Raw genomic sequence first — 22,751 nt, forward strand, 5'->3', positions numbered from 1 at the left:
GGGTTTTTTTGTTCAACCTATTCTAGTATTTTCATAATCCATTCCTTCAAGTCAATAATCCTCCGGTGTTTTGGCTCCAAGTCGGTACCCGCTACGATCAGAGGAAAAAAACTATCCTGTTTATGCAGTGAACCATGACTTCCCCCTCCTGTATGAGTCGGAGAGCCTTCTCCGACGAACTCAAATCCTGGGTAGGCATTGACCGCCAGATAGTTCCCTTCGTGTGAATAAAAAGAGCTATACAAGCGTGCAAGAGCATCCGGGTAATCCCCAAAAACGATCCTGCCATCACCTTCAAGTTTGAGATTTAAAAGATCAAGTTCACCATTTATTTCCCATTGTTGTCCATATTCATCTACATACTCTCCACCTGGTGTAAACGAAAAGATCCCGTTCTTGCCGCCTGATATCACATTGACCGTCCTTTCCTCTTTCCATGCGATGATATCAATTCGGCCATCCTGTTGAAGAATGTTCGCAATTGTTTCTAATTTAACAGCTGGATCCAGAATGTAAATAAAACACATGCGCTCATTCAATCCGAGAACAATCTGATCCTGTTCCTGTATCGGGCCGGTTATCCTGTGTATTTTATACTCATTAAGAAGCTTTCTTAAATCTATCAACGCTTCATCTTTATCCTTAATTACAGCTGTCTGGCCGCTATCCCCCATCACAATCCATATGGTATCGTCCAGTGCTTGATCCCAGCTTTCATACTTATTAAGGATAGACTGGAGCAGCAAATCATCCGCTTCTAACCCCTTGGTTTGGAGAACCCCTTCTTTATGAACCTTTTTATCATTATCGGAAAAGTACACAATAGAAAAGGAAGGGACCCTGTTGTGTTCAATTAAATATTCAAATTCTTTTGCAGCAAATTTATCATTGAAACCGAATCCCTCCCATAAACGGGTGTGTTTATTTCGGGGGTTTAATTTACAAAGCATACCGTAGGAAAAATAAGCTGGTGCCCTTACAAAAGCAACTGGCGGCAAAAATCGGAAGGTTTTTAAGAGGATTGGAACCGTCAATCTATGCCTTGTATACCCTCTGTACACAAGTGTATTGATTGATGCGGATTGTAGCCCCCGATCATGCAATTCCTCATGTATGGTCTTTAGATCGTCCCTTAAATGATCAAGGTTAAGATGAAATAAACTTTCATGGAGGACTCGTTTTGGTCCCAGTTTAAAAATTTCTTTCTTGTCGCTTCCGTAGCTGATAAACCGCTTTTGTTTTTCATTGTACCAAACGAGGGCAGGTACTTTATGCTTATCCGGATATTTACCGGTCAGCAATGAGCTGTCTACACAGACAGACATAGTTGGATAACTGCTGACCATATCCGGGTAGTACCGTCCTTTTTGCAACAAAAACTGTAGTGCAGGAAGTTTTCCTTCCTTAAGTGCCAATTGAAGCGGTGCATCCATGATTGAGTCCATCACAATAAGTACTACCTTTTTGTCTGTCGACACATGGTTTATGTCTATTAGCTTGTTCCGGTGGACCAGGAATTTAAAAAACCTCAAACAAGACAGTAAAATTAAAATAATAATAGTAACACTTCTGGCAAACCTCATAATATACCTCATCTTTCCAGTAATGGCTTGAAACCTCTCCTATATCCTTTGGTAAGCGCAAAAATTTTATGCCTTATAGTCTGTTGACCGTCCAGTACAATGCTTGTAAAATTAAACCAACATTTACCATGGAGGGATGACCATGTCAGCCAATAGAATCATGAAAATAGAATTGTATAGGAGAATTACAAGCTAGCACGCATATTTTTGATGCGTGCTGTAAGCAGGGAGGAAGAATTATTTGCACGCGTCAACTATTTATAAGATTTTCATGGCAGCTTCAAGCTTTGCCAATGCAACGATGTTTACCACATATGCTTTGTATTATGTAAATGGATTACACTTTAACCCTTTCCAGCTGCTTTTAGTCGGGACTGTGCTGGAATTAACAATTCTCATTTTTGAAACTCCGACTGGTGTATTTGCTGATTCAAAAGGACGCCGATTTTCGGTTATATTGGGTACTGCCATTTTAGGTGCCGCGTTCACACTCGAAGGGCTGGTCCCTTCCATCCATAATATATTTGCTGGTGCGGTTTCCCTTTTTGCGGGAATCCTTATCGCAGAAATTATACGCGGGTTTGGCGAAACATTTATTTCCGGGGCAGCGGAGGCATGGGTTACGGATGAACTAGGCGACCAGCATATCGGACCCGTATTCTTATCTGCAGCAAGATACAATCAGGCTGCTGCTGCCTTTGGGATATTAACAAGTGTAGGCCTAGCCAGTATAGCGTTACACTTACCCTATATTGCAGGAGGTGTTGTTTATCTTTCTTTGGCTATTTTTCTTTTCTTGTATATGAAGGAACATACCATATCAGCAGGTAAAAAAATGCCATCTACTAGTTCAGCGGCTTCCCTGCAAATTTTTAAAAGTGGAATTACAGCAGTCCGCAGAAGCCAAATCTTAATGATCTTATTGTTCACTACACTACTTCAGGGTGCTGCTTCAGAAGGTTTTGACCGATTGTGGGAAGCACATTTTCTTATCACGATCACCTTCCCCAAGTTCCTTTCGCTAAATGAGGCTGTCTGGTTTGGAATCATTAGCATTACAGCTAACATTCTTTCGTTTTTGGCAACTGGGGCAGCCGGGCGGTATATCGACACAGTTAATGAAAAATTGATTGTTAGGACCCTGACCTTTTTTACGGTTATTAAGATAGGGGTTATTGCGTTATTCGCATTTTCAGGAAATTTTCTAATAGCTTTTATTAGCTATATGCTGTTAAGTGTGGCTGGAACGATAATCTACCCGCTTTATAGAACCTGGCTAAACCAGAATATCCCTAACCATGCGAGGGCAACTGTCCTTTCAATCGCAAGCCAATTTGATGCGCTGGGGCAGACAGCCGGCGGACCGCTAGTCGGCCTTGCAGGAACGGGATATACCATAAGAAATGCAATCTTTATCTCGGGGCTGCTCCAGCTTCCTGTTCTGTATCTATTTTACAGAGCCCAGCGAATCCAGGCGGAAAAGGAGCCGGAGAAGAGTCAAAGAATCAGCTTATAACAATCCTGAGTCGTTAATGTACAAAAGGCCATGCTTTCATAGCATTGGCCTTTTGTTTTACATTAATATTCTCAAAAAGAAAAATTGTCATTCTTTTGGTGAATCTTCAAATTTCCAGGTTGTTGACTAAAATCAGAAGGGTATGTGAATATCTTCAGGTACCCTTGACGTATTAATTTTGCTGTACTGTGACAGCCGTACTTCCTTCCAAGAAATTGTGTAATTCCTGCTTGTTTTTTTCTAAATCAATATCCAGCACACGTCCTACACCTTCATATGTCGGGTCTGTAAAGGAGTCTTTGACGGGAATGCTCATGGTTTGTATTTCCCTTCCTTCAGCTGAAAGAAAAGATGTAGAAATAGCAAGCATCTTTGTTGTTTCCATATTGGTCAGAATATGCGGTTGAATCGCTCCGATCATGTTGGGGATCTTCATTACACCCTTTAAGCTCACCGCTTCATTGACTAAGACTTTTATGGCTTTTTGCTGCCTCTCTACACGATTGAAGTCGGAACCATCAGCACGATATCTGACATACCCCAGCAATTCTTTTCCATGGAGCTTTTGAATTCCTGGATTCAGCGTAACCCCAATGTTTTTTGACATTCTTTTTTCGACATCCATTTCTATCCCTTCAGGAAAAGCCTCATCAATCATATTGACGAATCCCTTGAAATCAATAAGAGCATAATACTCGATATCCAAATCAAAGTTTTCTTTTAGTGTCCTCCTTAATAGTTCCGCTCCTCCTACTGAATATGCTGAGTTAATTTTGTTCTTCTTATATCCAGGGATATCCACATAGATATCCCTCATGATGGATACCATCTTAGACGTTTTTGTCTTTGGGTCGTACTGAGCTACTATAATGGTATCAGTACGTGAGACTTCTTTATTTCTGGCATCAATGCCAAGCAGCAGAATATTTACTTTATCCAGTTTGTCGGTGGTTCCATTAAATTCTATCTGTTTGCCGCTGAGGTTTGAACTTGCTTTTGAACTATTAAAGCTTTGTTTGTACTGAACGAAGAAATAAGCAGCAAATCCGAATATCAGTAATAAAAAAAATGAAAATATGCTCAGGATGACTTTCCTTTTTCGTCCTTTTTTCTTAACACGCTTCACAGTTCGTGTTTTATTTGTCTGCTCCATAAAAATGCGTCCTTTTTTTTGGATTTGATACTTTCATTTTACGTCATCCAGTCCCGCAATAAAATACAAATTGTGTTATTTTTTGAAGCACCTTCCAAACATTGAATTTATTTCATCTACTTATAAATTCCCCGAACAGCTTGAATTCAAAACTAAAAATGAATGCAAAACGATATTTATTGATTTTTTAATTCATAGATTGCTTTGCTAAATTTCGCAGTATTCGCGCGTGCTTACACCTGAATAAATCAGCGCTGTTGATAAAACAGTAAAACAGCTTGTTTACTTCTTAACCGCCAGTGATTTGTGGCAAAAACTATCTGTGCTTAATGGCTCGGATGACCTGATCCATGTAACGATCATCATGTGGTACGATATCTTGCTTTCTTATTTGCCTAACAAGAACAGTTTGATTTCCCAATTCATTTATTTGGAATCCGTGCACCGCTATGTGATCTATATCCCCTGCCCACAGCTTTTCAAAAAGAAGCAATTCAGCCCTGACAATTCCCGATACCTCTTCTATCTGAAGATTATATCGATCAAAGGCTACATTACTGTCATAGAGAAAAACACTGCATAATTCGTTATCAATAAATTCACCCTGGCTAATACGGTCCTGGATCAAACCGATTCCTGTCAAATCTTCGAAAGAAATGTCCAAACCAAGCTCCTCATGTAACTCACGTACGCCTTCTTCCACTGTCTCATTAGCCAAAATATGCCCCGCAGCAGTTATATCCAGCATGCCCGGAAAGTCCTTTTTCTGATCGCTTCTGATTTGAAAGATGATATAGTCACGTCCATTTTCCTGATCAATAAACCAACAATGAAAAGTATTATGCCAATGCCCTGCTTGATGAATTTCTCGCCTTGTAGCGACACCCTTCAAGTGTCCTTGCCTGTCCAAAATATGTATCAATTCATCTTCCACCGTTGTCCCCCCTTATTGTTATAAATATCTAAGCCAGCAATCTATCGGCTATAAACTCTTTATACTATTCCTGTAACCCATCTCTTTCATTTTACTGAAATTGGAGAAAGAACAGCATAAAAACGTACTTTGAATATACAGATTTTTTTCATGCAGGCGGACTGCAGAAATGAAGCTTCCTGCTTTTAGGTTCAGGCTTGATCATATTTGTTGCACCAGCTAAATAGCACGATAAAGAAATTGCACTCCCGCCCATTAATATGAATATACTGCCCATAATGATATTGGGCGGTGGCGATTAAATGAAATTACCCGAGATATTAGCCGGACCTATATTGCGGCGGGTTGAATATGACCAGGTTTATATTTGGATTGCATCAAGCTCGCCATATAAAATAGAGGCACAGCTATACAGCATTTCTAAAAAAAACTATCAGCCTTTGAAAGCGAACAGCAAGCAGCAAACTGCCAAAATAGGAAGCAACTTGTACATTAACCTGATACAAGTCACCCCGGCTATGCGGGAGTCTTTCCCGTTTGATTGCCTGTTAGGCTATAACCTGACTTTTTCCATGGGGAGCATCCATCATGATTTGAAAAGCCTCGGTCTATTAGACTCATTTTCTCCGGATGCCATTGTTTACGGGGATCTTAAGTATCCCGCTTTTTATCTTACCGAGGATACTAAAAGCAGGATTCTTTATGGATCCTGCAGAAAACTGGATGGAAATGGTCACGATGCAATAAGAAAAGGAGACGAACTTTTGAAGTCCACTTTTTCAGAATTGGATGAGAGACCGGAGGCTTTATTCTTGTTAGGAAACCAAATATATGCCGATGATGTTTCTGCACCAATAATGTCAATTGTTCGGAAGCTGGCAAACAAATTGAATGATAGGGAAGAGAATCTTATCAGGATAGAACCTCGTCTTGGCAGAGAACCATACGCATCATTAGATGAACTGAATGGAAGAAAGAAAATTGCTGCAGAGCTCTGCTGTTTTACCTCAACTTCAGCTGAGAACCACTTATTCAGGTTTAATGAATATGCAGCAATGTATTTATTATCATGGAATCCCAGTTTATGGGAGCTGTCCAATTTCGACAGCAATTATACAGATTCTCTATCCGCAGATGTGTTCTTCGACATTAAAGAAAGCCTGAAACCTGTAAGACGGATCCTGGCCAATATTCCAACTTACATGATTTTCAACGAGCATGATCTCACAAGTGATTGGAATATATCGGGCGACTGGAAGCAATCCGTCTGGAAATCAGCGCTAGGACGGCATGTAATCACCAACGGACTTTCTGCTTATTGGGCATTTCAGGGCTGGGGGAATATGCCTTCCTGCTTTGACAGCAGCTTCGTCAAGCGATTAACATCAGGGCTAAGGTCGTATCCCTCTAAAGACAATTATCATGACTGGCTTGTTTTACTGTGGGAATTCAATTGCTGGCAATTCACAGCACCTACCTATCCTAACGCCGTATTTCTGGACATCCGGACACATCGGGAGTACATCTTTTCCAAAAAGGAAAAGGTCGGCTGCCTGATCAATAAATTAGGCTGGTTTAAGGCAGCTGATACCCTTTATGAATTTGGATGGGAACCTGGTGACCCGCTATTAATCGCTTCTCCGCTGCCACTTTATAGTATCGCCCGCTTGATTAATAAGGAAAGGAAGAGACGGGTCTTACCCATCAGCCGCATTGGTTTCCCCGTACTTCCATACATCCCGGGTGAGCTTTCACATCTTCCGAATGTTGGAAGATATAACGGTGACAGTTTTGATTATCTCCATAAATGGATTCTGGATTTAAATCCAGAACTATGTGTCATTTTATCCGGAGATGCGAAGTTTTCTTTTTCCGTTTCTGTCGATGCGCTTTACTTGGATGGTGACAGAAAAAAAATCCATCAATTTACAAGCAGTCCATTGAAGAATAATGCAGCCAAAGGATTAAAAGGACATATTTTAAAGACAATGCTGTCTGTTCCGCCGATTGCACAAAATAAACATGCTCAATCCCAAATGGTAATTGACCATCACTTTACACATGAAATATTGTCGAAGGAATTTATTCACTATGACCAACTGGATAAAGGATCACTCATTCAGCAGGAAAATAATATAGGCGTATTGACTGTATCAGGCCAAGACGTACAAAATACATTTCTGAAACTGAGAAACAGCACTGACTTTGCTATAAATTCACACTAGCTTTCCTTTACTATCCGCATTTCCAAAGAAGGATAAGAGGTGAAAATTGCTACTTCTTCATTTGTTTTAATGGTAAATTGTTGCGAATCATCATGCTGATGTATGATCTTCGATAGAATTCTTGTTTGTTTTTGGTTATACAGATAATTGGTTGCCGCGGCAGCTGGAAGACTAAAGTAATTAACTTGGATAATGAACTGCATCTGTTCGTTTCGTTCCACCCCCTTCTGTTCCCTGAATATAATGTATGAGCCAGCTTCCTCTAGAATCTCTACCACATTTATGTTACGTTTTAATTTCAATGTATATTTAAAAGCAGAACCTGATCGACTGAGCCTCAGCTATTTACTGCCACATGTTGGTGGTCACACCTCCTATAAGGCCAGACAATACCGAATGGCCCCACATCATGTGGGGCCTGGCGAAGTCGGCACTTGTACATCATGTACGTCGAAGATAGACATCATCTAAGTGAAAAAGCTATGCTTTCTTACTTAATCAAAAAACCTTCGGGGGATACCGAAGGCTTTAAGTTTACATAAAAGCGAGATTGTCTTAGTCAGCAAATATTTTTCCAGGATTCAAGATATTGTCCGGATCCAGTACTCTTTTAATTGATCGCATTACTTCTAAGGAGTTTCCTCTTTCCTTTTTCAAGTATTTCACTTTGCCCATGCCCACTCCATGCTCACCGCTGCATGTACCTCTATGGCTAAGCGCATATTCAACAATTTCGTCATTCATTTGATAAAACCTTGTCATTTCATCCTCATCGTTTGGGTTGACTCCAAAAGCTGCATGGAAGTTACCATCGCCAACATGGCCCAGCAAAGCCGCCTCAATGCTGTATTTATCTATAACATCGCGGGCATAACTAATTGCACTCGATAATTCTGAAATTGGGACACATACATCTGTAGAAACCAGCATCTGGTTTGGTTTCCGATTCACTATTGCTATGGCAGCACTATGCCTTGCTTCCCAAAGCTCAGCTCTTTTTAGTGAGTCACGTTCATATACGAACTCAAGACAACCTGCTGACTCCATAAGCTGTTTGATATTACTTATCCCGTGTTCCACTTCCTCGGGGCTGCCGCTGTATTCCAGGAAAAGTGTCGGCTTTTCCAAAAAAGTTGTGCCTCGATAATGATTTACAGCTTCTATGGTTCTGGAATCTACCAATTCGATCTTACCTATCCGGACTCCAGCCTGCAGCACCATCTCCGCAGCAGCGCCTGCCGCCACCACATCCGTAAAATATGCCTTAGCTGCGATGGTTGCTTCCGGAATTCCTGAAAGTTTTAGAACAATTTCAGTAAATATACCAAGAGTGCCCTCAGAGCCGACAAAGAGATCCTTAAGATTGTAGCCAGCAGAAGATTTAACCGTTTCCCCGCCTGCCATGATCACTTCCCCGCTTGCTAGGACGGTCCTCAATCCCAATACATTTTGTTTCATTGTTCCATATGCCACTGCATTAGTCCCGCTCGCGTTTGTGGCAGCCATTCCACCAATTGTTGCATCTGCACCTGGGTCGATCGGAAAAAACAAGCCATGTTTTTTCAGCTGAAGATTTAATTGTTTCCTCGTTACTCCTGGCTGAACCTTGACAATGAAATCCTCCGGATGAACAGATACAATGTTATTCAACAAAGTAAAATCCAGGCTAATGCCGCCTTTAACAGGTATTACATGTCCCTCCAGACTGCTTCCTGCACCAAAAGGAACAATTGCGATCTTTTTTTCAGCGGCATATTTTACGATCGCAGCAACTTCCTCTTCACTGACTGGAAAAACTACAATATCCGGCAGCCTGCCGGTATGGTATGTCATACCCCTGCTGTGCTGTTCCATTACTGCTTCATTGGTGCTGATCCGTTCCTTATCCTGGATTATCTTTAATATATCGCTATACAACAGCAGGCCCTCCTTAAAAAAATACTGAAAGAATTGATTTGTAAATCTAGTTCGTTATCACCGCTTTTAATTTGGAAGCGGTTTCTTGGAGGCTGTGTATAGCCTCTTGATATTCAGCTTCCAATACTTTAATGATTCCTGAAGCCGAATCTTTCTTGGTAATGGCGCCAACTCCATGTCCAGCTGACCATATGTCTTTCCATGCTTTTGCATTGGTTCCTTTCTGCATGCTGTCAAACTCCACGGACTCCTTCCTTTTGAGCTGGGCTGGATCAAGGCCTGCTTTGACAATGCTTGGTATAAGCATGTTGGCGTTTACTCCTGAAAAAGCATCGGTTAAAATAATATCCTCTTGAGTGGAATCAACCAGCATCTGTCTATATTCATCATCAGCCATGCTCTCTTCGGCTACGATAAACCGTGTTCCCATATAAGCCAAATCGGCTCCTGCAGCTTGTGCAGCAAGAATCCCTTTCCCGGTGGAAATTGCCCCGGCCAAGACAATGATTCCGTCCCAAAAAGTCCGGACACTGTCAATAAACGCAAAGTTGTTCAGGTTTCCAGCATGTCCTCCAGCGCCAGTGGCAACCAGAATCAAACCATCTACCCCCGCTTCTGCTGCTTTCCTGGCAAACTTTATATCACTTACATCCGAAAAAACTAAACCACCATAGCTATGTACTATATCAACTACTGCCCTTGGACTCCCCAAGGAGGTAATAACAAGCGGAGGCTGATGCTTTTGGACCAGGTCCAGCTCTTCCTTAAGCCTGCTGTAAGAGCTATGCACCACCATATTTATAGCCCAGGGTGCTATTTTCCTGTCTGGTTCTGCCTCCCTGGCACTTTCCAGCTCCCTGTTAAGCTGCCCCATCCATTCATCAAGCACTTCTAAGGGTCTGGCGTTTGGAGCCGGAAAGCTTCCAATTACACCATTCAGGCAAACCTCCCGTACCAGGTCGGGACCCGAAACTAAAAACATAGGCGCTGAAATGGCTGGCAGCCTCAACATGCTCCACCATTTGTCTGGAATTTTTTTACTCAAGTAGAACTCCTCACTTTCAAACTGAATTTTCTGAATATACTTCTATTCCATAATACTGTCGATATATACAATCTTCAAGTTTTTATAAATTGAATTTGGATAAGAAAAAGCCCGGCATTAAGCCAGGCCTAAACTTCGAATCAATTATTCAAAACAAACTTTTCAATCGCTCTGGCTACCCCGTCATCCTCGTTGGTATTTGTTACATAGTCTGCAGCTTCTCTTACAATCTCCTGGGCATTTCCCATTGCCACTCCAATTCCAGCTTCTTTAATCATGGCAATATCATTTAAGGAGTCACCCAATGCCATTACATTCTCCATCGTGATTCCCATCCGGCTGCAAACCTTTTCAATCGCCTTCGCTTTATTAATTCCCAACGCATTGATTTCAAGATTGGTTGGGCTTGAATTGCTGATTTCCAATGTCCCGTTTTCCATTAGGAGTTGATACACTTCTTCCTTGATTGTATCTTCATCAAAATCAAAGCCGAACTTGAGCCATTCATGCTGAGTAATATCTACCGGCATCTTTCCGCGCCAGACATTGTCAGCGCTGACTGCCCAAAATCTCGTTTTATGCTTTGTGCTAAGATCATGCATCCACTGTATAAGCTCAGTCCGGACTGGATTCCTTTCAATCAGCAGACCCTTATCGTCATAGATTTCACTGCCGTTCACCGTGATCAGATAGGAGGAGAGCTCAAGAGATTCTGCGTACTCACTGCAGGTCATGTAAGCACGGCCTGTGCTTAGTATTACCTTAACTCCTGTTGCCTCTGCAGCTTTAATCGCACTTCTGTTCCCTTCCGAAATATTCCCACTTTCATTTAGGAGTGTTCCATCCATATCGCAGGCAATTAATTTAATTATCTTGTTTTTTATCATTTTTTAAGCACCCTTTCCGTATGTCTCTTGTTAATAATGTATCAAAACAAGAGCCGGATAAAAAACAGACTGCTTAGAAGAAATATGAATGGTTTAAAAAGTCGCCCACGACCTAAATGAACCATAACCATTCAACTGGTTCCAAATCTTCAGCCATCAAAAAATCCATTCCATGGGCAGCAGGGCTTATTATTCAGAAATCCCTCCCCTGCTTGCTCAATTAAAAACCAAATTCAAAATGTGAAAACGCCTGACTAATTCATAAACTCTTTTTAATGGTGTTAATGTGAGTTTCTTTCCGCGATCTAATATAAGTTTCATAAAGAATGTACGACAATGTGACTGCATTGGCCAAAACAAAAACAGAATTTAGCAGGAGCGCCATGGGTTCCCCTCCCAGCTTTTTATGTAAATAAGTATGTCGCAAGTCTCGAATCTTATTACAAAATTATTTAATTTATGCTTAATATACCCGCCTTTCAATAAGGAATGGTAAACAGATCATTAAAATGTTGTAAAGATCGTGAAGTCTTTGTTAGAACCGCTTCATGACTGCACTTATGTACTTATATATTTTTGGGGAGTATTGTATTTGTCAGATACCGTAATTATCTAAATATCCATGGAGTTTTCCGAAGAACTGTCAAACCTCAATTAACAGTGAAACGGGGGGAAAGTTGATGTTTAAGATATATAATATTTAAAGAAACCGCACATACGCTGGAATTGAAAGTGGAATCAGCCTGCAGCCTTAAAATTCAGAGGAAACGCGGGAAGCACCTAACTAACATATTCATCACAGAGTTAAGATAACAAGCCCGCATCCCCTGGTAGCATCCACTTACTGGAGAGCCATTTGCATTCGCTTAATTTCAGCATTTCCTGCCCAAGACAGTAAACGAATCATACTACCGCTTTTCTCAATTCTAAAAAACGTTCCAGCTTTTTCTTTACTCTTTGCAGGGCATTATCAATTGATTTTACATGCCTGTTCAGCTTCTCGGATATCTCCTGGTAAGAATGGCCATCCATGTACATCGCCAACACTTCCCTTTCCAGTTCCGTCAGAAATTCTGCCATTTTTAGATAAATATCATTCGCATTTTCCTGATGGATAAAAAGTGCTTCTGGATCATTAATTTCCACGCCAGTTATCATCTCTAAAAGGGTATGGCTCGAATCATCTTCATATATAGGCTTATCCAAGGATATATATGAATTTAAAGGTGCATGCTTCTGGCGGGTTGCCATTTTTATTGCAGTGATAATCTGCCTTGTAATACATAGTTCAGCGAAGGCTTTAAAGGAAGCCAGCTTGTCCTCCCTAAAGTCACGAATAGCTTTATACAAACCAATCATGCCTTCCTGTACTATATCATCTTTATCTCCGCCAATTAAAAAATACCGCCCCGCCTTTGCCCTGGTAAAACTCCTATATTTATTTATTAAAAATTCCAATGACTCCGTATCGCCATTGTGTACTAATTCTACCAGTACTTCATCGTCAAGCATCGTATAATTTATTATAGATTTTACTTCATAGCCTACACTCACTCATATCCCTCCGTTGAATTCTGCCATGCTCGCAGATATGAATTATCAATGGCCCATTCTACTTGACTTCATTAGCGTTCTAATAATAAACCCTTACCGAGTCTCGGGCAGATCTGTTTGGTTATGCTTGTCCTTATAAAAGTAATTTACATAAATATAGTATCCCAGAAAGGGTGGTAATTAAATCAGAATATATCGACTATTATTTACAACAGCTGCGAGGAACAATTAGAATTAGCAGAAGAACGGCTTTTTATCGATTATAAATGTATCGTTTTATGTCGAAGCCGCTCGATATATTTTTAACATCCATTGGCATATTCTACATCTTAGATAAATGCTTCCCTCTTTCATGACTTGTCCCGATTATTTGTGCAGCTGTCTGTTAAATTGTAATTTTGACCGCAATAGGCCTTCCCCTTCTGCGGTCTAACTAAGCCTGAAAAACTGAACTTCTAGCACGCATACCCTGTTTTTAAAGCACATAGAAACAGCATTGCAGGTAAAAAAATGGCCCAGAAGCCAGATGCTCCATATGTAATTTTAAATTAAAACAACATACATACATGACCAGAATAAAAAACCCCCCATCCGTTTACGGATAGGGGGCAGCAGACGAGATTCTTAATCTCTCTCGTGCATTCCTTCTTTTTGGCGATAAATTTTTTGGAACTCCTGATCTTCAGGAAGCTTTGTGTTGCGTTCCAGATGCTCCGTTTCCTGGCCCATTCCTCTTAGGAAGGTAAGGAGAAAAGATAGGGCATTATTAATTTCGGGGTCCTTAAGGCTTCGCACAAGGTCAAAGTAGCCGACCTTTTCATCCTGATCCTTATGCTCCGATACACGGGCGATTCCCGAATTCAGCTTGAGGATAAACGGCTCCAGCTGCCTTACATTCAATGTGCCCAAAAGGCCGCCCATTAAGAGCAGGTTCTTCAGCATATTGGTGGCTTCAGGCTTGTCTGCGGCCTTGACGAGGATATCCATTACCTTGTCTCCCTGGCCGAACAATCCGCTTAGCAAGGAAAGAACTCCCCTTTCCTGCATATGCTTCATGATTTGCAGGGATTCCAAAATCGCTTCCTTGTTGTCCAGCAAGGCTGCTTCTACTTCCAATAAATCTTTTTTACGCTTATCTTCCTCTGAAAGTATGATTCTTTCAATCTTTTTGATTGCTTTAGCCATGCTGTCTCCGCCCCTCCCTCTTAATCTTCATAAGGTCACCAGGGTAAATATAATCTTTTCGTGCCCATTTCTTTTGGACCTGAACCCCAATTTGCGGCTGTGGATTCCCGTTGCGATGGTTTATTCTCGGAAGCGGATTCTCGCCGGTGTGGCCCAAGATTTCCATTTTTGCCGAGGTTTCCTTATAGGCAGGAGTATCTGTATCCTTATCTGAATAACTGCTGGTTAACAGATTAATAGCTGCTTCTCCCGAGTCATTCATTGGGAGATAGACTTCATTTCCTTTTACCCTGTCGGTAACAAGGCAGGTTACCTTTACATTTCCATATGGCGATGTAAGGCGGACAAGGGTACCATCCTGTAATCCTCTTTCCTTGGCAAGCTCTGGAGATACTTCCAGGAATACATTTGGTGTCTTGGAAGAAATACCTTCAGATTTGTAGGTCATATTTCCTTCATGGAAGTGCTCCAGCAATCGGCCGTTGTTGACATGAATGTCGTATTCCTCACCGAATTCGATAGGCTTTGTCCAATGTACCGGGAATAATCTTGCTTTTCCATCAGGGAATGGGAAGCGATCTAAGAATAATACAGGCTGATCAGTCCCATCTGGAGCAACAGGCCACTGTAAAGTATTGTAGCGTTCCAATCGGTCATATGTTACCCCGGCATATAGCGGAGAAAGCTTAGAGGCTTCTTCCATGATATCGCCCGGATATGTGTAGTTCCATCCAGCACCCATCCGGTTTGCTAGCTCCATGATGATCTGCCAGTCTGGCTTTGAATCACCTAGCGGCTCAAGCACCTGGTATAAACGCTGAATTCTGCGCTCTGTATTGGTAAACGTTCCTTCCTTTTCAAGGCTCGGTGCAGCCGGCAATACGACATCCGCAAATTCTGCGGTACGAGACAAGAAGATGTCCTGTACTACAAAGAAATCAAGTTTTTGGTAAGCTTCATGGACATGGTTGATATTGGAATCAACAAGCCCCATTTCTTCACCCTTTACATACATCGCTTTTAAAATGCCTGAGTGGATGCCTTCGATCATTTCATGGTTGTTCATGCCGATTTTTTCTGGTATTTTATGGCCCCATGCCTTCTCATACTTCTCTCGCACTTTCGGATCCGCAATGAATTCGTAACCAGGCATACGATCTGGCATGCTTCCAAAGTCACTGGCTCCTTGTACATTGTTATGTCCGCGCAATGGATAGGAACCTGCCCCTGGGCGTCCATAGTTACCGGTAATTAACAGAAGGTTTGAGATTGCTGTGCTGGTATCGCTTCCCCCTAAATGCTGGGTAACACCCATTGCCCAGAGTACACAAACGCCGTCAGATTCATGAATGTGTTCTGCAATCTTGATTAAGTGTTCTTTTTTAATGCCTGTGACTTCTTCAGCGTACTCTAATGTATATCTCTGGATGCTATTGATGTATTCTTCAATCCCGTTTACTCTTTCACGAAGGAATTTTTCAGCAGCCCAGCCCTGATCAACGATGTATTTACTAACAGCGGAAAGCCACACAAGATCTGTACCTTGCTTCGGCTGGATAAAAAGATCCGCACGATCTGCCATCTCGTGCCTGCGAAGATCAGCTACAACCAGCTTTTGGCCGCGTAATTTATGTGAGCGTTTCACACGTGTCGAAAGAACTGGATGTGATTCGGAAGTATTCGATCCGACAACAATCACCATTCCTGCTTTTTCTATATCCTTTATGGTACCGGAATCGCCGCCATAGCCTACTGTGCGGAATAAGCCGACAGTCGCTGGGGACTGACAATATCGGGAACAGTTATCGACATTGTTTGTGCCGATGATTCCTCGTGCAAATTTCTGCATCAAATACGATTCTTCATTTGTACATTTCGAAGAAGTGATAAATGCTAATGCATCAGGGCCGTTATTTTGTTTGATTTCCGTGAATTTATTTACGATGAGATTGTATGCTTCATCCCATTCAGCCTCACGGAAATGGTCCCCTTCGCGGATTAGCGGCTTTGTCAAACGCTCTTCACTGTTTACGAAGTCCCATCCAAACTTGCCTTTGACACAGGTGGAAATGCCATTTGCAGGGGCTTCTGCCTGAGGTTCCACTTTAAGGATCTCTCTGCCCTTCGTCCACACGTCAAAGCTGCAACCAACTCCGCAGTATGTGCAAACGGTTTTTGTCTTCTTGATATGCTCATCCCTCATGGCTGATTCCATATCGGAAATTGCAAGAATAGAACCGTATCCTGTTTCTACGCCCTTGGTCAATTCAATCATCGGACGGAGTGTTTTCTTGGCAATGCCTGTCAAATAACCAGCTTCACCGACCATTCCCTTTTCCATCATCGCATTACAAGGGCAGACTGTAGAACAATGTCCACAAGAAACACAAGAAGATTCATTGATAGGCACATCGTTATCCCAGATAACCCGAGGGCGCTCCCTTTCCCAGTCAATTGTCAGAGTTTCGGTGACCTGAACATCCTGACAGGCTTCCACACAGCGGCCGCAAAGGATACATTGATCAGGATCATAACGGTAAAATGGGTGAGAATTATCCTCCTCATACGGCTTTTCTTCCCAGGGAATGCTTTGGTGGTTAATTTTCATCTCTTTGACGGTGTTATGTATTTCACACCCACCGTTGTTGTAATCGCAAACCGTACAATATAGCTCATGATTATGGAGGATCTTGTCCATGGCCATTACTTGCGCCTGCATAACATCAGGTGAGGATGTGTCGATGACATCACCCGCTTGGACAAAGGTGGAGCATGACCTCACAAATTCACCATTTATATTTACGGTACATGTATCACATGTTTCAATCGGCCCCAGGCTCGGGTGGTAACAGACACTAGGCACTTCTATTGAACTATCAGAAAGAACCTGAAGGACAGTTTTATTTGCTGGAACGATATGTTCAGCTCCATTTATCGTAATTCGTACTGTTTCTTCCACAGATATTCTCCTTTCTCCGCCTTGAACAGAGGATTCATATTTTGGCTTGCTATAAAAAAACACTACCCTGCGGAAAAAAATATCAAACATAATGTGTCGAAAAAGGGATTATGGATTCAATTATCTGCCAGTCATATTCCTGTTTTGTATGATTATGTATTGCTTTATTGAACAATCAAATTCACGATATTTCCTTGGTCTTTATCTTCTGAGGAGATATTGTGCTGTAACTTGGGGTAAACATTAGGGTTAATCACACATTGTTGTATTTGATTTTACAGAGACCTGCAATAACAAATGAGACCTGCAACTTCTATTACTTACTTTCACTTACAAAAAAACAAAGAACCGCTAATTCTGCAGTTCTTTGTTGTAAATACAAGCATTCACATCTTTAAAGGTTAACGCTCTTCATACTCTCTTCGTTATAACGAAGTCCAGCAGCTGCACCCGGAGGGGCTGCCTCATTGATTCGTGCAAGGTCTTCTTCAGAAAGATCTATGTCCACCGCACCTATATTTTCTTCAAGATACTTTCTTCTTTTTGTTCCGGGAATCGGTACAATATCTTCTCCCTGTCTTAAAATCCAGGCAAGAGCAAGCTGGGAGGCTTTTACATTTTTTTCTTCAGCGATTTCTTTTATCCTTGAAACCAATTCGATATTCTTTTGGAAGTTTTCTCCCTGGAAACGAGGAGAATGCCTGCGGTAATCATCCTCGGCTAAATCCTCAAATTTTTGTATCTGACCTGTCAGAAATCCCCTTCCCAGCGGGCTGTATGCAACAAAACCAATCCCAAGCTCCCGTACTGTGGGAAGAATCTCATCCTCCACATCGCGGCTCCACAATGAATATTCTGTCTGAAGAGCCGTAATTGGATGTACTTTATGGGCGGCCCTTATTGTATTAGATGCTGCTTCCGACATCCCGATATAGCGTACCTTGCCGTCCTTCACAAGGTCTGCCATTGCCCCGATCGTTTCTTCAATCGGGGTGTCCGGGTCCACGCGATGCTGATAATACAGATCGATATAATCAACGCCTAGACGACGTAAGCTTGCGTCACAAGCTTTCTTGACATAATCAGGACGCCCATTCACCCCAAGGAAAGCTCCATCTTCTCCCCTCACATTCCCGAACTTTGTAGCGATGATAACTTCCTCCCGTCGGCCTTTTATTGCCTGGCCGACTAATTCCTCGTTCTTTCCAACACCATACATATCAGCGGTATCCAGAAAATTGACCCCTAATTCTATAGCACGATGAATTGTGTTGATAGATTCTTGATCATCCTGACCTGCATAAAAATCCGACATCCCCATGCAGCCCAGTCCGATTGTAGATACTTCCAGACCTGATGAGCCAAGTCTTCTTTTTTTCATTCTAAATACCCCTTTCCTGTAACCATTTTTCGAACTCTATCGCGACAATTCTCTCACCCGTAATGCCGTCACTTTCTCCTGAAGCAAGGTACACGATTGGATCCGCCATAACGTTTGGATCAAGCAGCTCAAACTTTCCTTCCAGCTGTTCCCTGACTTCATCAGGAATCATGCCAGTAACGGTGGCACCCCCGGGAAGCAGCATGTTAACCGTAATTCCATAGTCTTTCAAATCCTCGGCCATTATGTATGACAATGATTCAGTAGCCGCACGGGACGGCCCATAAGGTACAAATCCCTTTCTTTTCATGGTTTCATAATTCATGGAAATATTTATAATTTTACCTTTTCCCCGTTCTGCCATTAATGAAACAAATTCCCGCGATACAAGGAAGTATCCTGTAACGTTTGTATCGATTAAATCACGAAACTTATCTGGCTGAATTTTGAAGAAAGGCTGGGGCTCTGTCAAAAAATCAGGATTCACTGTCCGCATGCCGATCCCAGCATTATTAATAAGTACATCCAGACGGCCCCACTCTGTTCTGACCCATTCTGCCGCCGATCTGACAGATTCCTCAGAGCGTACATCAAGTGGGAGACTAACCGCGCTTAATCCTGCTTTTTGCATTTTTTCGACAGCTTGATCCAGTTTAGGTCCTGGCCGGGCAGCCATGGCCACTGTAGCCCCTTGAGACAAAAGTGCTTCAGCCATCGCCAAACCAAGACCGTTTGATGCACCAGTCACAACTACATAAGTACCATCCAGTCTGTTTTCCATTGAGATAGTCTCCTTTAACAATAAGCAATCAGATAGTTAAAATGAATTGAGCAGCATTCAAATATATTCTCACCTATGTGTTTTTTTTATGTATCTTGGCGAAATTATAATCCGTTATCCAGTTTTCAGGCTATCAATTTGCTCAGAATTATCTAATAGCATTTATTACCCTAAAAAAACAAAAGAACGGCTAAAAAATTTTAGCCATTCCAGGGGGTTGACAATCACTTTTATTGAGTTTGGCAAATCCGAAATCTGGAGCATAATCATCTCCGCCAATAATGCGCTTAAATATTTATAATATGCCTCTGTCCTCTTATTCCAGAAACTCACCACAATAAAAAAGCATATCCAGTCAAATAATAATTTATTGAATCACCAAATTACGTTGGAAATATTTCTTATTTATCATTGCCTATGTCAAGCACTCATTTTCTTATCAAGCCATGTTGGTACGCTACAGTCCCCCTTTCATGTTTTTTTGGAATCTGTCATCCTTGAACAACACGGACTGAAGGAAATGTAAAGCATTCTCGAGAATTCTTGGTATGTATTTAATTTGCCGATGGAAAATACAATTAAATCTACCGCACCACAAAAAAAGAACTCAGGAATGAGTTCTTTTCAGACAATTATTATAAAGGCAATAAGCTGACTGCTTCTTTTTGTTTTAAGCCTTCCACCATCGCAAGCCATTCCTGTGGTTTTTCTGGCAGGACATTGTAGTAATTTGTCAGAAAATCCACCACAAGGGACGCAGGGATTTCTGTTAGTTCATCATTTCCCGGCATGAAGCATAAATCCAGGCCACTTACCGCCTCTCCATCATTCTGCCAGGAAGGGTGTACATAGCTGAAATCCAATCTGCGGTAGCCCAAATGTGATAATACTTCTCGGCGTACGTAAGGATTCATTGCGGCAACTCCGCCAAAGGCGTGATTCTCTTCTACAATATAAGGATTATAGATTTCTGCGAACATACCGAATAATTCTTTGCCATTTTCTTTCGCTAATTGGTTCAAATCCTTTTGCCGGTTCTGTGCCAGGAAGCGTCCGATACTATGTCCAGACATGCCGATTATAGTAAAATCGGTCATTGCAATATTCCAGTTAGGATAATAACGGTACTCAGTCGAACCCACTACTTCATCTGCTTCGACAGCGACAAACACTCGGATACCAGGATCCTCTAAAGGCTCCTTCCACAATCCAAAGTCCAGTACTTCTTCCGGAGGAAATACTTGCTTCATTAAATCGTGCATCTTTTTGAACAAAGGGTCGTCTATATTATTAATTCTGATATATTCCATACATGCAACTCCTATGTATTAGTAAGGCTTCTTTCGCAAGTTATGAAAATTTCAGGCGTATGATTTCGCCCAAATTTCATGAATATGATACTGATTAAATATTCTTATGCATAGATTATCTGCGAAACAAACCAAATCTTTATTTAAAAGGATTTTTCCATTCCATTAATGTAGCATAATTATGAGACTCTGCATCATCGAGATAGTTTTCTACAATCGCCAGCGGCTTGCGGCCGCATTTAAGCAGGAAGCTGATGACAGGGTCCTTCACTTCTCCGCCGATTATCTTATTCAGGTATTCCTCAATCGTCATCTGCGGGGCGACCTTATGGTATCCGGGCATCCTTCCCCCGCCGAGTAATCGGTCCAGCTTTTTCTCAACCACTACCTGATACATCGACTGCATCATCAATTTTCCAAGTCCAAATTTTCGGAACCTTGGCCGTACACTAATATCAACAATATACATGGTATTGCCCAGCGGGTCATGATTTCTGATATATCCTGAATCGGTTATTTCTTCCCACGTATGCGAAGGCTGGGCAGGATCAAATTGAACACATAAGCCTGTTAATGAACCTGCCAGCTCCCCATCTACCTCCACACAAATCGCCCCATCCGGAAAGAGGCTCACATGGCTGTTCAACTGCTCTTCATTCCACAATAAATCGGCAGGAAATGGAGGAGGAAAACACTCCGCCTGTATCTTAATGAGCTCATCAAAATCATTATGATTATAATTACGAATCACAGCCGGAATAGGCTTCCCATTATCAAACACGTATATTTCATTGTGATAGCCCACTTTCCATCACCCTTCGATTTTAACAGCTTCCCAATCCGGGTATAAGTCACTCCGACGGTCTCTCCAAGTTGTTACTGATCCCTTTTCACGAACTTCATATAATAAGCTTAGGTCAAGGTCAGCTGTTACAATCATGTCACTGTTTAATTCACCTTCTACCAAAAGGCCTTGGGGCGGGAACGGTATATCGTTCGGCGTGATGACAGCTGCTTGTCCAAAGTTGGCACGCATGAAGTCTACTGTAGGTAGTGAACCGATCGTTCCTGTGACGACTACATATACTTGATTTTCAATGGCCCGTGCATGGCTGGTATAGCGTACACGATGGAATCCATGACGGTCATCAGTGCATGATGGACAGAATATTACATCCGCCCCTTTTGCTTTTGCCATTCTGACAATTTCAGGAAACTCGATATCGTAGCAAGTCAAGATTGCAATCCTGCCTTTATCTGTATCGAATACTTCAAGGCCATCACCTGGTGACATATTCCATTCATGGACCTCAGTCGGGGTGATATGCAGCTTCGCTTGTTCACCGATTCTCCCATCCGGATAAAACAGGTGTGCGACATTATAAAGCCGCCCTTCTTTTTGAATGACGTGAGTTCCGCCAATTATATGCATCCCTGTTTCCCTAGCAAACTTTGAAAACAGGTTTTTATATTGTTCAGTAAATCCAGGGAGTTCATTGATCGTCAATTTCGTTCCCTGCTCACTACCGATCGATAATAATTGTGTGGTGAAAAACTCTGGAAATAGTACAAACTCTGAACCGTATTCTTGTGCTGCTTTAATATAGTGTTCGCACTGATCGGCGAACTCTTCAAACGATTGGATAGTATGCAGCTGGTACTGCACAGCAGAAACACGAAATTTCATGATACTCCCCCTTAATTTATCCGTGCAAGTTTACGGATTTTTTATCACTAAATATAAATATATAACAGTAAACAGGATCGTTGTAAACATAAAAGTTTGTTTTTCCAAAACTTTTGTTAACAAGGGCTCACGCATGACATTTTCGTGTATAACCCAATATCTCATTCACATGCCTGCCAATTAGTTTGAGGCCTCGCTATGAAACTAAAAATGGGGTCTGCCCCCCTTCATTGCTTTAGCAGATAATGGAGGCTGGCCCCGTTCAGTACAAATTAAATTTCGAAAAATAGGAAACCTTCCTCTTGCGCTGGTATCGGTGTATAGCCGAGTTACTTATAAAACCCTTACGAGACTGCCTTGGCATTCCATTGGAGCCAGTCTCGTAAGGGTTTGTTCAGCCTGTATTCATGTTTTCTTATAAAGGAGCCGCCGCTCTTTATGCCTGTAATGCTGTTGGTAAAACAGGTCATGAAAGCGGACAAGTTTTTTCCCGTTCGCAAATATGCCCCATAATCCTGGGCCGAGGGCATAGCATGTGAAAAGGCCTCCGGTTTCAGATGCAATGACGTATAGGCTCCGATCTTAATCATCACTGACATTCATGCGGCACCTGTCATGCAGATCGGCAGCATCC

The 22,751-nt window shown here is 41.9% G+C and carries 18 protein-coding genes; 2 read left to right on the top strand and 16 right to left on the bottom strand.

The window, feature by feature from the left end:
* Nucleotides 1–17 precede the first annotated feature (17 nt).
* A complete protein-coding gene (locus V1500_RS16770) occupies nucleotides 18–1,583 on the bottom strand; it encodes an alkaline phosphatase family protein (RefSeq protein WP_409300975.1) in 1,566 nt (521 codons plus the stop codon).
* Between the two features lie 241 nt (nucleotides 1,584–1,824).
* Between V1500_RS16770 and V1500_RS16775 the strand changes: the two genes are divergently transcribed.
* On the top strand, nucleotides 1,825–3,099 hold the full coding sequence (locus tag V1500_RS16775; RefSeq protein WP_409300977.1) for an MFS transporter: 1,275 nt from the start codon (nucleotides 1,825–1,827) through the stop codon (nucleotides 3,097–3,099).
* Between the two features lie 172 nt (nucleotides 3,100–3,271).
* Here V1500_RS16775 and V1500_RS16780 read toward each other — a convergent pair whose 3' ends face one another.
* Entirely contained in the window at nucleotides 3,272–4,252 is a 981-nt protein-coding gene (locus tag V1500_RS16780) for an LCP family protein (protein WP_409300979.1), read from the bottom strand.
* Nucleotides 4,253–4,568: 316 nt separating this feature from the next.
* A complete protein-coding gene (locus tag V1500_RS16785) occupies nucleotides 4,569–5,186 on the bottom strand; it encodes an NUDIX hydrolase (protein ID WP_409300981.1) in 618 nt (205 codons plus the stop codon).
* Between the two features lie 302 nt (nucleotides 5,187–5,488).
* Between V1500_RS16785 and V1500_RS16790 the strand changes: the two genes are divergently transcribed.
* On the top strand, nucleotides 5,489–7,411 hold the full coding sequence (locus V1500_RS16790) for a hypothetical protein (RefSeq protein ID WP_409300982.1): 1,923 nt from the start codon (nucleotides 5,489–5,491) through the stop codon (nucleotides 7,409–7,411).
* Here V1500_RS16790 and V1500_RS16795 read toward each other — a convergent pair.
* From V1500_RS16795 to V1500_RS16855, 13 genes are all read right to left on the bottom strand, one after another.
* Nucleotides 7,408–7,632, bottom strand: coding sequence for a hypothetical protein (locus V1500_RS16795; protein WP_409300984.1), 225 nt, complete (start codon nucleotides 7,630–7,632; stop codon nucleotides 7,408–7,410). The genes V1500_RS16790 and V1500_RS16795 overlap by 4 nt on opposite strands.
* Before the next feature lie 334 nt (nucleotides 7,633–7,966).
* Nucleotides 7,967–9,334 carry an FAD-binding oxidoreductase gene (locus tag V1500_RS16800; protein WP_409306021.1) on the bottom strand — a complete coding sequence of 456 codons (1,368 nt, stop codon included), beginning with the start codon at nucleotides 9,332–9,334 and terminating at the stop codon, nucleotides 7,967–7,969.
* Between the two features lie 40 nt (nucleotides 9,335–9,374).
* Nucleotides 9,375–10,373, bottom strand: coding sequence for an NAD(P)H-dependent flavin oxidoreductase (locus V1500_RS16805; RefSeq protein ID WP_409300986.1), 999 nt, complete (start codon nucleotides 10,371–10,373; stop codon nucleotides 9,375–9,377).
* A gap of 140 nt (nucleotides 10,374–10,513) precedes the next feature.
* Complete coding sequence (locus tag V1500_RS16810; protein ID WP_409300988.1) at nucleotides 10,514–11,260, bottom strand: Cof-type HAD-IIB family hydrolase; 747 nt, start codon at nucleotides 11,258–11,260, stop codon at nucleotides 10,514–10,516.
* A gap of 903 nt (nucleotides 11,261–12,163) precedes the next feature.
* Nucleotides 12,164–12,814 carry an RNA polymerase sporulation sigma factor SigH gene (gene sigH, locus V1500_RS16815; protein WP_409300990.1) on the bottom strand — a complete coding sequence of 217 codons (651 nt, stop codon included), beginning with the start codon at nucleotides 12,812–12,814 and terminating at the stop codon, nucleotides 12,164–12,166.
* A gap of 624 nt (nucleotides 12,815–13,438) precedes the next feature.
* On the bottom strand, nucleotides 13,439–13,999 hold the full coding sequence (locus V1500_RS16820; protein ID WP_409300992.1) for a DUF1641 domain-containing protein: 561 nt from the start codon (nucleotides 13,997–13,999) through the stop codon (nucleotides 13,439–13,441).
* Nucleotides 13,992–16,958 (bottom strand): formate dehydrogenase subunit alpha, encoded by a 2,967-nt coding sequence (gene fdhF, locus V1500_RS16825; RefSeq protein ID WP_409300993.1) that lies wholly within the window; start codon nucleotides 16,956–16,958, stop codon nucleotides 13,992–13,994. Before fdhF ends, V1500_RS16820 begins: the two co-directional genes overlap by 8 nt.
* Before the next feature lie 394 nt (nucleotides 16,959–17,352).
* Nucleotides 17,353–18,339 carry an aldo/keto reductase gene (locus V1500_RS16830; RefSeq protein WP_409300995.1) on the bottom strand — a complete coding sequence of 329 codons (987 nt, stop codon included), beginning with the start codon at nucleotides 18,337–18,339 and terminating at the stop codon, nucleotides 17,353–17,355.
* 1 nt (nucleotide 18,340) lies between these two features.
* A complete protein-coding gene (locus V1500_RS16835; RefSeq protein ID WP_409300996.1) occupies nucleotides 18,341–19,120 on the bottom strand; it encodes an SDR family NAD(P)-dependent oxidoreductase in 780 nt (259 codons plus the stop codon).
* A 635-nt stretch (nucleotides 19,121–19,755) separates the two neighbouring features.
* Nucleotides 19,756–20,430 carry a GNAT family N-acetyltransferase gene (locus V1500_RS16840; RefSeq protein ID WP_409300998.1) on the bottom strand — a complete coding sequence of 225 codons (675 nt, stop codon included), beginning with the start codon at nucleotides 20,428–20,430 and terminating at the stop codon, nucleotides 19,756–19,758.
* A gap of 139 nt (nucleotides 20,431–20,569) precedes the next feature.
* Nucleotides 20,570–21,235: a GNAT family N-acetyltransferase gene (locus V1500_RS16845; RefSeq protein WP_409300999.1), complete on the bottom strand. Its 666-nt coding sequence runs from the start codon at nucleotides 21,233–21,235 to the stop codon at nucleotides 20,570–20,572.
* A 6-nt stretch (nucleotides 21,236–21,241) separates the two neighbouring features.
* Nucleotides 21,242–22,117: a carbon-nitrogen hydrolase family protein gene (locus tag V1500_RS16850; RefSeq protein WP_409301001.1), complete on the bottom strand. Its 876-nt coding sequence runs from the start codon at nucleotides 22,115–22,117 to the stop codon at nucleotides 21,242–21,244.
* Between the two features lie 344 nt (nucleotides 22,118–22,461).
* The gene (locus tag V1500_RS16855; RefSeq protein ID WP_409301002.1) at nucleotides 22,462–22,716 is read right to left on the bottom strand and encodes a hypothetical protein; all 255 of its coding nucleotides are present in this window, start codon (nucleotides 22,714–22,716) and stop codon (nucleotides 22,462–22,464) included.
* Between the last annotated feature and the right edge of the window lie 35 nt (nucleotides 22,717–22,751).

The organism is Peribacillus sedimenti (assembly GCF_046237635.1).
GTDB classification, from domain to species: Bacteria; Bacillota; Bacilli; order Bacillales; family DSM-1321; genus Peribacillus; species Peribacillus sedimenti.